Origin of the sequence: Nonomuraea harbinensis (genome assembly GCF_019396385.1) — a bacterium.
Lineage (GTDB): Bacteria > Actinomycetota > Actinomycetes > Streptosporangiales > Streptosporangiaceae > Nonomuraea > Nonomuraea ferruginea.
Map to the genome: position 1 here is coordinate 339,661 of NZ_JAHKRN010000001.1, position 12,408 is coordinate 352,068.

The window sequence follows — 12,408 nt, forward strand, 5'->3', positions numbered from 1 at the left end:
CTACTGGAACGACTGGGACTGGGACGACGACTGGGGCTACTGGTGGTGACCGCAGTCCCGATCTGACGGATCGCGACGGTCAACGCTCGGCGTTAGGTCGCCGTGATCCGTCCTCAACACCGGCCGGCTGCCGTTCGAGCAGGGTCTTGAGTTCGGACAGCAGGTCCGGCCATCCCCCCTTGATCATCTCCAGAACGGTGCTGCCCGGCTCGAACCCGTCGTGGACGACGGTGAGCTTGACCCGCTCCCCGGCCGGTTCGAGATCGAAGGTCACGCGAGAGCGGGGTTCGGCGGCGATCTCGGCGAGGACGTCCGGGGCGACGCCGGCGTCGTCGGCCCACTCCCGGGTGAAGGTGTGCCAGCTGTACGAGAGCCGCCGGTAGGGGTCGGACTCCAGGACCACGCTGCCGCCGTCGTCGACGACCGAGCCCTCGGTGCGCCAGACGACGGGGGCGCCCTTGGTCCAGGCCGACTCCAGGGTGAGACCCCAGTAGGACCGGGTGAACTCCGGCTCGGTCAGCGCGCGCCACAGGCGCTCCGGCGTGGTGACGATGTAGGACGTGTAGACGAACTCGGGCTTGGACACAGCCGTCTCCTCAAGGGCTCGCTTCAGCGCCGACAGCGACTGGACGCGCCGCCGGTCGTAGCGGCGGATCCAGCGCTCGGCGATGTCGTTGATCGGGGCGGCGTTGAGGTAGTGGAGCTTCTCCCGGCCGTGCCTGACCGTGGTGATCAGCTCGGCGGCCTCCAGGACGGCCAGGTGCTTGCTGACCGACTGGCGGGCCATGTCCAGCCCGTCGCAGAGCTCGCTCAGGGTCTGGCCGTCACGGGCGTTGAGACTGTCCAGGAGCATGCGGCGGCTGGCGTCGGCCAGCGCCTTGAACACGTCGTCCACAGCTACCACCTCGATTGCGCAGCCGTTTGGCTGCCTATGAACGATAGGCAGCCAAACGGCTGCATGTCAACAGGTGCGCAGCATGTTGAGCAGGGCCGTCTTCTCCTTGCGGGTGACGAAGAGCCGGTAGTGACGCTTCACGGTGATCCACGACGTCGCGTACCGGCACCAGTGGGCGCGGCGCGGCGGACGCCAGCTTTGCGGGCCCTTGGCCCCCTTGGCGATGTTGGCGGAATGGCTCACGGTGAGCAGTTCGGGCCGCCTGATGTCGTTGGCGAACGCGCGCCGCTTGGCCGGGCTCCACCGCTTGGCGCCCGATCGCCAGGCGTACGCGAGCGGCACCACGTGGTCGACGTCCACGTACCTCTCGCTCTTCAGCTTCTTGCCGTCGTACGGGCTGAACCAGACTCCCCTGACCGGGTGGCAGGCCGCGTTCCGGCGGACGCGCCGCCCGTCGCGGGCCAGGACGAGCTCCCGCGTACTGCACCTCCCCTTGCGGTCCGCCCAGTGGGGGCGGAACTTCTCGCGGCTGTAACCGCGGATGGACAACGGCCTGGCGACCTTGAGCTGCGCCAGCATGCTCCGGGCCCGGGCGGCGGCCTGCTTGCGGGATTCGGCCGCCGCGGGCGGGGCAGTGAGAACGGCGGTGATCGGGAGGACGAGGAGAGTGAGCACGGCGACGTTGGTCGCCCGCCGCAGGAAGATCATGGTTTCACCCATGACGAGCGGCATCCCCGCTCGCGGCGCGGATAACCTCGCCGTGAAAGGATCGACAGCGTGACGCGCCTGCTGATCGTGCACCACACCACCTCGCCCACGCTCCGCGAGCTCTTCGAGGCCGTCCGGGAGGGCGCCACCACCGACGAGGTCGAGGGCGTGGAGGTCGTCACCCGCCCGGCGCTGGCCGCCACCGCCGTCGACGTGTTCGCGGCCGACGGCCTCATCCTGGGCACCCCGGCCAACATCGGCTACATGAGCGGCGCGCTCAAGCACTTCTTCGACACGATCTACTACCCCTGCCTGGAGGAGACCCGCCGCCTGCCGTACGCCCTGTACGTGCACGGCAACAACGACACGACCGGCGCCGTCCGCGCGGTGGAGTCGATCGCCACCGGACTCGGCTGGGAGCGGGTCCGGCACCCGGCGTCGGTGACGGGCGCCCCCGGCAAGGACGACCTCGAAGCCTGCTGGGAGCTCGGCGCCACGGTCGCCGCCACGATCAGCCCCGGCTGACGGCGGCTCAGCGGCTCACCGCGGTCTCCCGCTCCATGCGCGACAGCTTCTCGGGATTGCGCACGGCGTAGAGCCCGGTGATGAGGCCGTCCTCGACGCGCACCGTCATGACGGTCTCGACCTCGCCATCGGCACGGATGACCAGCGCGGGGCAGCCGTTGACCAGCGCCGGCTGCGGCGACGCCGTGCGGGCGACCCTTTTCAGCAGCGCGGCCACCTGACCGGCTCCCACGACGGGCGCGGGCGCGGCCGGCACGAGCCCGCCGCCGTCCGCCAGCAGGACGACGTCGGGCGCGAGGACGTCGAGGAGCCGCCGCAGGTCGCCCGTCTCGACCGCCCGCCGGAACGCCTCCAGCACGTCGCGGGTCTCGGCCGGTGAGGCCGCCCCGCGCGGCCGGCGGGCGGCGACGTGGGACCGCGCCCGGTGGGCGATCTGGCGGACCGCGGCCACGCTCTTGCCGACGGCTTCCGCGATCTCGTCGTAGGCCAGGTCGAACACCTCACGCAGCACGAACACCGCCCGCTCGGTCGGCGTCAGCGTCTCCAGCACCAGCAGCATCGCCATCGAGACGCTCTCGGCCAGCTCGACGTCCTCGGCCACGTCGGGCGCGGTCAGCAGCGGCTCGGGCAGCCACGGGCCGACGTAGGACTCCTTGCGCCGGCCGAGCGTGCGCAGTCGTTTCAGCGCCTGCCGCGTGACGATCCGTACCAGATAAGCACGCTGATCCCGCACCGTACCGAGATCGACGCCCGCCCACCGCAGCCAGGTTTCCTGCAGGACGTCCTCCGCGTCGGCGGCCGAGCTCAGCATCTCGTAGGCGACCGTGAACAGCAGGTTGCGGTGGGCGAGGAACGCCTCGGTCGCCGGATGCTCGCTGCCTTCGCCCATCACTGCTCCTCGCCTGTCCGTTCCCGACCGTGCCACGCATACGATCCCGCCCGCCGCCGCCGTGTGACACCCGGACTCGGTGACATACGTCACACCCGCCGTGCTGTCACAAGCGTCGCGCCGCCGGGATCTCTTGCTCGTCAGACCGCGTACGGAAGGAACATCATGAGTTCAGCACTGGAAGCCCTGCGCCGCGACTTCGGCGGCGACATCGTCGAACCGGGATCGGCCGAGTACGCGTCGGCCAGTCGTTCCGTGCTGGTGACGGGCAGTCCTGCCTGGGTCCTGCGGCCCAGGAGCGTCGGGGACGTGCGGGCGGGCGTGAGATTCGCCGCCGGCGCCGGCCTCCGGCTGTCCGTACGAGGAGGCGGCCACGCCTTCGCGGGCTTCGGCACCAACGACGGCGGCGTGGTGATCGACCTCGGCGCGCTCGCGAGCGTGGAGGTCACCGACAAGGAGCGTCACCTCGTACGGATCGGCGGCGGCGCCACCTGGGGCCAGGTCGCGACCGCGCTGGCCCCGCACGGCCTGGCGATCTCCTCGGGTGACACCAAGGGTGTCGGGGTCGGCGGGCTGACCTTGAGCGGGGGCATCGGCTGGAAGGTCAGGAAGCACGGCCTGGCCCTGGACAACCTGGTCGCCGCGGAGCTGGTCACCGCCGATGGGGAGACCGTGCGGGCCTCCGCGCGGGAGAACCCGGAGCTGTTCTGGGCGATCCGCGGCGGCGGCGGCAACTTCGGGATCGTGACCGCCTTCGCGTTCGCGGCACACCCGACGACGGACGTCTTCTTCGGCCGGATCGCCTTCCCCGCGCGGGAGGCGGCGGCCGTGCTCCAGGGCTGGGCGGACCTCCTCCGCACCGCCCCTGAAGAGCTCACCTCCGTCGCGGAGTTCGCCAACCCCTTCGCGGGCGGCCCCGAAGCACCCGTCGAGATCCGCGTCGCCTTCGACGGCGACGACCCGGAGCGCGCGGCCGGAGCCATCGGCCCGATCCGCCGCCTCGGCACCGTCATCGACGACGACGTCGCGCCGCGGCCCTTCGCGGACACGCTCGTGGACGGCGCCACCCCGCCGCCGGGTTTCCGCGTGTTCACCCGGAGCGCCTTCACCGGCGGTGACGCGGCGCCCGCCGCGCTCAAGGTCCTGGCCGAGGCCGGGGCGTCGGAACGGCCGCCGTTCATCGCCGTCCGCAGCGTCGGCGGCGCCGTGTCCCGCGTGGCCCCCGACGCCACCGCCTACGCGCACCGTCAGGCGGAGCTGATGTTCACGACCACCGTCGCGGGCCCCGAGCCGGTCGTCGAGGCCGCGCGTCCCGCCCTGGAAGCGCTCTGGGCGAAACTCGCGCCGCACGCCGGCGGCGCCTACGCCAACTTCCTCGCAACCGCCACCGAGGAGGACGTCGCCGCCGTCTACCCGGCGCCGACCTACGAGCGGCTCGCCGCGGTCAAGCGTCAGTACGACCCCGGCAACCTGTTCACCGGCAACCACAACATCCGGCCCCGGTAGACAGGAACCGCCCGGCCGGCCATGTCAGTGGCCGGCCGGCCGCGTCACTGGCGTTTGCGATCGATGAAGCGCTGGAGCACCAGGAGGACGATCGGCAGGATCAGCCCGAAGGCGAACTCCGTCAGCTGGATCAGCCGCGTCGCCAGCCCCACGGCTCCTCCCGCCACGAAGAGCGCCAGCGACACCCAGGCCCAGTGCCGCCGCAACCACCGCAGGGACCCGGCCCACCGGCGCCGCGGCAGCAGAGGACGCAGGACCTTCTCGACCGGCAGGTTCTTCCCGTCCTTCTGCCGGATCACGATCGCGCCTTCCATCCAGACGATCTGATCCCCGGCACGAGCGAGCCTGACGCTCCTGAGCGACGCCAGAGCCTCCACGCACGGCCACACCCCCCACAGAGTGATGTGCGTGCTCATGCTGTTGGGCCAGGACCCGTCCTGACACTGCTCGGTGACGATCGTGTCGAAGGACTGCGCCAGCTTCCCCGCCACGTCGATGCTCTGGAACCGCGGATGGTGCATCAGCGCCGTGGTCGCCACCGGCAGCGCGTAGTGCGTCAGCGACGGCGGGAGCCAGTATTCCTCACCCTTGTCCGTACGCAGGAAGAGGACGTTGGACCGTTCCTCCCGGTTGCCGATCTCCACCAGGGAGGAGGTGTCCAGGTTGGCGAGGAGCCAGTCGAAGCCCTTGGCCACCTTCTCGGACGCCGGGTCGACGCCGGCCTTCACCAGCGTGGTGAGCGCCGACGCGGTGTGGGCGACGCGTGCCTGGTTCTGGCGGGGCTCCGGGGCCCAGCCGCCGGAGGGCAGCTGCTGCTCGATCAGCCACGCCACCCCCTTGTCGACCGCCGGGTCCTGGGGAGCCGCCTCCAGCAGGGCCCGCAGGGCCAGGCACGTCAGCCAGACGCGGGGCGGGCAGCCGTGGAAGGAGCCCCAGCCGCCGGACCTGTCCTGGTTGTTGCGCAACCAGGACACCGCCCGTGAGAGGTCGGGAGTCGTCGGCTGGTCGTCGCACCGCAGCGCGGCCAGGCACCGCACCACCCAGGCGGTCGCCTCGACCACCGGCTTGTCCTTGCTGGTGTTGGTCCACCAGCCGCCGTCGACCTTCGGGTCCTCGTCCTTGATCTGGCGGACCCTGAGGAAGTTGAGCGCGTCCTCCAGGTGGGGCGGAGACTCACCGGCGACGTGGAAGGTCAGCAACGCCACGGCGGTCGCGGTCGCCCCCGGCGGGACGGTGTCGAGCAGGTGGTACCAGCCGCCCCCACCCGCGGGACTTTCGTTGTACATGTGGCGCAACAAGTCCATCGACTTGTTCAACGCGCTCTCGGACTGTGACAGATCGATCTCGTGCAACAAGGCCGTTCCCCCGTCGCCGCTTTTCCCGGAGCGTACCGTTCCCCCCATTGCAACTAACGTCACGCTTTGATATAGCCGAAGTGTCCGGTCGCCATACCTCATTCGGGACGGTGCAGATCGGTGGTTTCTGGCTTTCATATTGAGGACGGCGATATCCTCGCGCTCGGCGGCACGACCGAGTGGGCCCGATCCCTTCCCCGGCGGGCTTCCCTGGCCCATCTCACCGCCGCCACCGGGACCTGGGCCGCGGAGGAGGGCATTGTTACCCGCCCGATCCCGGGCGCCCTGCCGTATCCAGCGGGTTTCTACCGGCGCATTCACTGCGACATGGAGACGGCCGGTCATCTGCTGCCGGAAGCCTTCGAACTTCTCCCGCCCGGTGGAGTCCTCATTCCACGGTACGGCACGCCCGAAAATCGAGACGGCGCCGTCATGCTTTCTGAAAACGTGTCAAAAACCGGCCAAGAGGAGGATTGTGTATTTTGCGGTCGTTTCCGATTTCGGATGAACCAGGACGCCGGTGTTCCCGGTGCGGCCGCCCTGCTGTGGGGTGACGAGTTCCTGTGGTGCGCGCCGGATCTGGCTCCTCTCACCGAGGGCCATCTCCTGCTGGTCTCCACCCGCCACTTCCCGTGTTTCGGCGCGTGCCCGCCCGGCCTGGCGCGGGAGGTCGCCCGGCGGAAGCGGGAGGTCACCCGGTGGCTGGAGGCGGTCTACGGCCGTCCCGTGACGGTCTTCGAACACGGCCCGGCCGGCCCGCACGGCGCCGGCTCCTGCATCGACCACGCGCACCTGCACTTCCTGCCCGGTGCCGGTCCGGTCCGCGCCGGGATCGAGCGCGAGGCCCTGTCCGGCGCCGACGCCGGCCCGGCGGAGCTGTTCCGGAGCGGCGTCTCCTACCTCTACCTGGAGGACGCCGAGGGAACGACCACCTACCCCTGCCCGGGGTCGTTGCCCACGCAGTTCCTCAGGATGTGCGCCGCGCCGCCCGGCGAGCGGTGGCGCTGGCAGGACATCTACGGGCTGCCGGAGACGCGCGAGCGGTTCATGGCGACGCTCCGGAAGCTGCTCCCGTCCGCGGAGGCCGGGGCGAGCCCCGTTGACAGCAGCCAGCGCAGCTCACGCGCGGTGAGCAGGTCGCCGAAGCCCATGGGATCGGAGACGCGCTCGTAGCCGGTGGGGTAGTCGACGTGCAGGCGGTCCTGCTGGTAGATCGTCGACCGGCTCGCACCACCGGCCCCCGAGCGGATCATCCACACCGGTGCGGCCTTGTGCACCGCGTCGAGCAGGGGAAACAGAAGCTCGGGGCCGCCCTCAGGGGCGCCCACCACGCCGCGCAGCGTTTCCAGCTCGCCCACCACGACGTCCGCCGCCTCCAGGAGCGGCAGCAGCCGTGCCGGGGGGATCCTGCGGTGGATGTCGTGCGGCACCAGGTCGAGGCAGATCACCGTGGAGTGCGACCGGGCGACGGCCGCGGCTTCCAGCACGGCTTCGGCCGACCGGGCGTGCAGCAACTCGTATCCCGTCAGGAAGAGGGCGTCCGCCGCGGCGATCTCCCGGATCGCCGCCCGCACGTCCGACACGCCCAGCATCTGGAGGTCCGACAGCGGTTCGGCGACCATCAGGCGGACCCCGTGCCCCTCCGAGGTGTCACGTATGACGAGCACCCTCGCGGTCGAGGCGCCTTCCACCACGGTCAGCCGCGGCGTCACCCCCATGGCGGTCACCTGGGCCCGTATCGGATCGGCGAACTCGTCACCCCCGATCCTCGACACCAGCGTGACGGTGGCGAAGAGGCCGATCGCCTGGCGGGCCATCTGCAGCGCGACGCCCGCCGGAGTGATGCGCACCGGCGCGTAATGGAACTGGTCGCCGCGCACCTCGCGAAAGCGCAGGGAGTCGACCCGCACGCGGACGTCGATCCGGATCTCACCGATCGCGACCAGACTGAACCGGCGCTCTCCGTCGGCGGGAATCATGGTCAGCGGCGGCAGACGGCTTCGGACGGATGCGCGCCGCGCAGCCGCAGGAAGCGCTCCACCGCCCCATCGATCCCGGGGATGAGCGGATAGCGGGCGACGGCGTCGAGCCGCACCCACCGCACCTCGTCGATGTGGTCGCCGGAGATCTGGCCGGAGGTGGTCACCTCGTGCGACAACGCCCGGCACTGCCGGGCCACGGCGATGACCCGGACACAACCGCCGTCGTCGGCCGGCATGGCCCAGTCCCACATGTGAAAGGGAGGGCCGGGCTCGATCTCGATGCCCGCCTCCTCGCGGACCTCGCGCACGATGTGCTCGTCGAGCCCTTCGTCCGCGCCCCGCATTCGCCCGCCGGGAACCTCCCACAAACCGGGGTTGTAGGGGTCGGATGGCGATTTGCGGACGAGCAACAGGCGGTTCCTGTCGGCCATGAAGGCTTTCTGCGCGACGACGATGCGCACTTTTTCCTCATTCGCCAGATCAGCCTCTGTCAGGCCGCCCAAGAGCCGGTCCACCATAGACTTCACCTTTGCCGAGTGGGAACGCCTGAACGCCGGTCGCGACACGGCCGGCGCCCCACACTAGCGCTTCTACCTCGTCCGTCAGGCAGTTTCCACCAGTCGTGAAGCGTTCGACAGCGCCTTGGCGGCGGTGGATCATCCGAAGTGCGGCTTTTTCAGTGTGGCAGTTCGGGTCGCCGACATCCAGATTCCGCAATAATGTTGCCCGAAAGCGACTTTATGTTGCCTGCCCTCTGAAGCCCCGTTTAAGACGCCCTTTTCACGCTGCATCCGGGAACTCTTCGACGCCGACGAGCGTGCAGCCCTTCACCTATCGCCGGCCGCTCGGCCATGAAAGTGAAGAGGGCCGGGCGCTAGCGAGGCCCGAGCCCCGTCTTCCCGTCGATCAACTCGCGCACGACGTCGAGGTGTCCGGCATGACGGGCGGTCTCCTCGATCATGTGCAGCGCGATCTGCCGCAAGTCGGTGATCCGATCTCCCGGCGGATGGGGATGGCGCCCACGGGGCCGCATCGACAGCGGCATGGCGGCGAGGACGGCGTCGGACCGCTCGCACTGGTCGCGGTAGAAGGCCAGCACCGTCGACGGTGAGCGCGGGGTCGTGAGCGGCTCGTGGTCGTCGGCCGGCCAGGGCAGGGGCTCGGCCGAACCCAGGGCGACCTCCTGGAACCAGTGCCGCTCGGCGTGACCGAGATGCTCGACGAGACCCAGCGGCGTCCACCCCGAGGGCAGGACGGCGGTCGTCAGGGCGTCGTCGCCGAGACCGTCGATGATCGCCAGCACGGCGGCGCGCTGCGCCTCCAGGAATGTCAACAGGGACTTCTTCTCGCTGTCGCCCACCGGCCCACACCTTTCGCCGACCAGCCCGCCGCACCGCAGGCTAGCGGCCGGCCCCGACAGTTCTCGGGCGCCCGCCCTCCGGTTACGCCGTTGTGGTGGCTGGGCGCGGTGGATAGGTTGGCCCACCGTGCACTATTTGGACGTGGCCTGTCGGCTGCTGCTCGCGGCGGTCTTCGTCACGGCGGCCTGGACCAAGGTCTCGGGGAAGGCCGGCTGGGCCGCCTTCGTCGGTTCGCTGCGCCAACTGGACCAGGTGCCCGGCCCCCTCCTGCGGCCGGCGGCGTTCGCCGTGGTCGCGACCGAGATCGTCGTCGCCGTGCTGCTGCTCGTCCCCGTGCGGGTGGCGGGGTGGATCGGCTTCGCCCTGGCAGGCTGCCTCCTGCTGTCCTTCACCCTGGTGATCGGGCGGGCGCTGTCGCGCGGCAACCGCGCCCCCTGCCGGTGCTTCGGAGCGTCGAGCACGCCCCTGGGCCCGATCCACATCGTGCGCAACCTGATCCTCGTCTGCGTCGCCGTCCTCGGGCTGGCCGGCGCCTCCGCGCCGGGCGCGTTCGAGGTGCCGTACGCCCTGCTCGCCGGTGTCGCCGGACTGGTCGCCGGCATCCTGATCACGGCGTTCGAGGACCTCGTCGCGTTGTTCAGGCCGACGGCGAGATAACAGCCGGTTTGATCCCTATGTCGTGTTATGCGCAGAGAATGCCCTGTCGATAATCATGGACCGCTTCGCCTGACTAGACCTGTACTATCCTGGCCGCTCCGAAAACGATCAACTCGGAGGATTACGCCGTGTCAGTCTTGTGGGCCGCGTTAGCGATCGTCTTCATCATCTGCCTGCTCAACCTGGTGCTCACCGTCGCGGTGATCCGGCGCCTGCGCGAGCACACCGAGCTGATCAACCGAGGGGGCGGGCATCCCCCCGGACAGGAAGAGATCACCCTGCCCGCCGGCGCCCGCGTCGGCGAGTTCAGCGCCGTCACGGGCGACGACCGGACGGTGACCCGTGACGATCTGCGGCCGGGGATGCTCGTGGCCTTCTTCTCGCCGCGCTGCCCGACCTGCGAGGAGCAGAAACCCGCCTTCATCCGGTACGCGTCCGGCCTGCCGGGCGGGCGCGACCAGGTGATCGCGGTGCTCCTCGGCTCGCCCGAGGAACTGGGCGGGCTGCGCGAGGAGCTGGGCGGGATCGCGCAGATCGTCATCGAAGGGGACGTCGACGGCGCCATGGCCGCGGCGTTCGGCCTGCGCGGATACCCGGCCTTCTGCCTCATGGGCCAGGACGGCGTCCTCCAGGTGACCGGTTTCAAGGTCGACGTCCTTCCCGACTCCGTGGCCCTGTGACGACCGGCAGGCGGGTGGCTCTCGCCGCCTGGCGGCTGGCCTGGCGGTTCGCGGCGCGTACGACCATCGCCCAGCTCGTGCTCACGGTGCTGGGCGCGGGTGCGCCGGTCGCCGTCGCCTGGCTGACGAAGATCGTCTTCGATCAGCTGAGCGCCCCCGGCGGGCCCGCGGACCTGACGGGGCCGATCGCCGGCCTGGTCGCCGCGGGCATCCTGACGGCCCTGCTGGCGCAGGTGCTGCGCTACCTGCGGGCCGAACAGGGACGGATCGTCGCACTCGCCGCCCTCGACCAGCTCTACGCGGCGGTCAACCGGCTGGTCGGTCTGGGACGGTTCGAGGACCCGCAGTTCGCGGACCGGTTGCGCTTCGCCCGTCACGCCGGCGGCTCAGGACCGGCCGAGATCGTGGCCGTGAGCCTGAACCTGCTGCAGCAAGTCCTGGTGACCGCCGGGTTCGTCGTCTCACTGGTCACCGTCAGCCCCGTTCTGGCGGTCGTCGTCCTGGTCGGCGCGCTCCCCGCGGTCGGCGCCGAGTTCGCGCTCGCCCGCCGGCGGGCCGAGACCATGAACACCGTGGGGCCGCACGAACGGCGCGAGCTGTTCTACGGCCAGCTGCTGTCCGACGTCGAGGCGGCCACCGAGGTGCGGCTGTTCGGCGTCGGCTCCTTCCTCCGGGGACGGATGCTCGGCGAACGCCGTACCGCGAACCGGGTGGAGCGGGCCATGGACCGGCGGGCCCTGAGCACGGAGGCGCTGCTGACCATGCTCTCGACCGGGGTGGCGGGCGGCTGCCTGGTCTGGGTGGTCAACGCCGCGGCCGCCGGAACGGTCACCGTCGGTGACGTGGCCATGCTGGTCGCCGCGGTGGCCGCGGTGCAGGCGGCGCTGCTCGGCGTCGTGCGCGACCTGGCCGGAGCGCACACCCAGCTGCTGATGTTCGGTCACTACCTCGCCGTCGTGGAAGCGGAGCAGGACCTGCCGGTGCCGGCCCGTCCCCGTCCGGTGGAACCGTTGCGGCACGGCATCGAGCTGCGGGACGTCTGGTTCCGCTACCGGGAGGACCTCCCGTGGGTGCTGCGCGGCGTCACCGTGACGATCCCGAAGGGCCGGGCGGTGGCCCTCGCCGGATACAACGGCGCCGGCAAGAGCACGATCATCAAGCTCCTGTGCCGCTTCTACGACCCGGACCGCGGCGAGATCCTCTGGGACGGCGTCAACCTGCGCGACCTCGACCCGGCGCAGCTGCGCGCCCGGATCGCGGGCGTCTTCCAGGACTTCGTCTCCTACGAGCTGTCGGCCGCCGAGAACATCGGCATCGGTGACGCGGAGGCCCTGACGGACCGGCCACGCATCGAGGCCGCCGCGCGGGACGCGGGGGTGCACGACATCCTCAGCGGGCTCCCGCACGGGTACGACACGCTGCTCAGCCGCATCTACTTCGCCGGCGACGAGCTCAACGGGACGACCCCGGGCACCACGCTCTCCGGCGGGCAGTGGCAACGGGTCGCCATCGCCCGCAGCTTCCTGCGCGGCGGCCGTGACCTGCTCATCCTCGACGAGCCGAGCGCCCGCCTCGACGCCGAGGCCGAACACGAGATCCACCAGGGCTTCCGGCGGTTGCGCGACGGCGGCACCAGCCTGCTGGTGTCGCACCGGCTCGGCACGATCCGGGACGCGGACCTGATCCTGGTGCTCGACGGCGGCACCGTGGCGCAAGCCGGACGGCACGACGAGCTGGTCGAGGCAGGAGGGCTCTACGCCGAGCTGTTCTCCCTCCAAGCCGCCGGATATCGGGATTGACCCGGACCTGAATGGATCTTTACTGTAGGTCGAAACGGGTCAAGATCGGGC

12 protein-coding genes are annotated in these 12,408 nt (G+C 70.6%); 5 read left to right on the forward strand and 7 right to left on the reverse strand.

Annotation, left to right across the window (positions count from 1 at the left end):
• Window positions 1–79: 79 nt before the first annotated feature.
• Both KME79_RS01620 and KME79_RS01625 read right to left on the reverse strand, forming a co-directional pair.
• On the reverse strand, window positions 80–895 hold the full coding sequence (locus KME79_RS01620) for an ArsR/SmtB family transcription factor (protein ID WP_219542991.1): 816 nt from the start codon (window positions 893–895) through the stop codon (window positions 80–82).
• A 66-nt stretch (window positions 896–961) separates the two neighbouring features.
• Complete coding sequence (locus KME79_RS01625) at window positions 962–1,615, reverse strand: HNH endonuclease family protein (protein ID WP_246639060.1); 654 nt, start codon at window positions 1,613–1,615, stop codon at window positions 962–964.
• Between the two features lie 57 nt (window positions 1,616–1,672).
• Between KME79_RS01625 and KME79_RS01630 the strand changes: the two genes are divergently transcribed.
• Complete coding sequence (locus KME79_RS01630) at window positions 1,673–2,128, forward strand: flavodoxin family protein (RefSeq protein WP_219542992.1); 456 nt, start codon at window positions 1,673–1,675, stop codon at window positions 2,126–2,128.
• A 7-nt stretch (window positions 2,129–2,135) separates the two neighbouring features.
• Here KME79_RS01630 and KME79_RS01635 read toward each other — a convergent pair whose 3' ends face one another.
• Entirely contained in the window at window positions 2,136–3,017 is an 882-nt protein-coding gene (locus tag KME79_RS01635) for an RNA polymerase sigma-70 factor (protein WP_219542993.1), read from the reverse strand.
• Between the two features lie 165 nt (window positions 3,018–3,182).
• Here KME79_RS01635 and KME79_RS01640 point away from each other — a divergent pair, with 165 nt between their 5' ends.
• Window positions 3,183–4,523: an FAD-binding oxidoreductase gene (locus KME79_RS01640; RefSeq protein ID WP_219542994.1), complete on the forward strand. Its 1,341-nt coding sequence runs from the start codon at window positions 3,183–3,185 to the stop codon at window positions 4,521–4,523.
• Between the two features lie 44 nt (window positions 4,524–4,567).
• Here the strand turns inward: KME79_RS01640 and KME79_RS01645 are convergent, their stop codons facing one another.
• From KME79_RS01645 to KME79_RS01660, 4 genes are all read right to left on the reverse strand, one after another.
• A complete protein-coding gene (locus KME79_RS01645; RefSeq protein ID WP_219542995.1) occupies window positions 4,568–5,809 on the reverse strand; it encodes a prenyltransferase/squalene oxidase repeat-containing protein in 1,242 nt (413 codons plus the stop codon).
• Window positions 5,810–6,894: 1,085 nt separating this feature from the next.
• Complete coding sequence (locus KME79_RS01650) at window positions 6,895–7,857, reverse strand: carbohydrate kinase family protein (protein ID WP_219542996.1); 963 nt, start codon at window positions 7,855–7,857, stop codon at window positions 6,895–6,897.
• A 2-nt stretch (window positions 7,858–7,859) separates the two neighbouring features.
• Window positions 7,860–8,378 carry an NUDIX domain-containing protein gene (locus KME79_RS01655; protein WP_148035316.1) on the reverse strand — a complete coding sequence of 173 codons (519 nt, stop codon included), beginning with the start codon at window positions 8,376–8,378 and terminating at the stop codon, window positions 7,860–7,862.
• A gap of 356 nt (window positions 8,379–8,734) precedes the next feature.
• Window positions 8,735–9,220 (reverse strand): DinB family protein, encoded by a 486-nt coding sequence (locus tag KME79_RS01660; RefSeq protein ID WP_219542997.1) that lies wholly within the window; start codon window positions 9,218–9,220, stop codon window positions 8,735–8,737.
• A 127-nt stretch (window positions 9,221–9,347) separates the two neighbouring features.
• Between KME79_RS01660 and KME79_RS01665 the strand changes: the two genes are divergently transcribed.
• The 3 genes from KME79_RS01665 to KME79_RS01675 all read left to right on the forward strand — a co-directional run bounded on the left by KME79_RS01665 (window position 9,348) and on the right by KME79_RS01675 (window position 12,357).
• Window positions 9,348–9,878 carry a MauE/DoxX family redox-associated membrane protein gene (locus KME79_RS01665; protein ID WP_187281487.1) on the forward strand — a complete coding sequence of 177 codons (531 nt, stop codon included), beginning with the start codon at window positions 9,348–9,350 and terminating at the stop codon, window positions 9,876–9,878.
• A 128-nt stretch (window positions 9,879–10,006) separates the two neighbouring features.
• On the forward strand, window positions 10,007–10,558 hold the full coding sequence (locus KME79_RS01670) for a redoxin domain-containing protein (RefSeq protein WP_187281486.1): 552 nt from the start codon (window positions 10,007–10,009) through the stop codon (window positions 10,556–10,558).
• Complete coding sequence (locus KME79_RS01675) at window positions 10,555–12,357, forward strand: ABC transporter ATP-binding protein (RefSeq protein WP_308248738.1); 1,803 nt, start codon at window positions 10,555–10,557, stop codon at window positions 12,355–12,357. The genes KME79_RS01670 and KME79_RS01675 overlap by 4 nt, the downstream gene beginning before the upstream one ends.
• Window positions 12,358–12,408 lie beyond the last annotated feature (51 nt).

What these genes read in the sequence shown, in the direction of transcription:
- KME79_RS01625 (WP_246639060.1), bottom strand. Translation starts at nt 1,615, where the DNA reads ATGGGTGAAACCATGATCTTCCTGCGGCGGGCGACCAACGTCGCCGTG.
- KME79_RS01635 (WP_219542993.1), bottom strand. Translation starts at nt 3,017, where the DNA reads ATGGGCGAAGGCAGCGAGCATCCGGCGACCGAGGCGTTCCTCGCCCAC.
- KME79_RS01640 (WP_219542994.1), top strand. Translation starts at nt 3,183, where the DNA reads ATGAGTTCAGCACTGGAAGCCCTGCGCCGCGACTTCGGCGGCGACATC.
- KME79_RS01645 (WP_219542995.1), bottom strand. Translation starts at nt 5,809, where the DNA reads ATGTACAACGAAAGTCCCGCGGGTGGGGGCGGCTGGTACCACCTGCTC.
- KME79_RS01650 (WP_219542996.1), bottom strand. Translation starts at nt 7,857, where the DNA reads ATGATTCCCGCCGACGGAGAGCGCCGGTTCAGTCTGGTCGCGATCGGT.
- KME79_RS01655 (WP_148035316.1), bottom strand. Translation starts at nt 8,378, where the DNA reads ATGGTGGACCGGCTCTTGGGCGGCCTGACAGAGGCTGATCTGGCGAAT.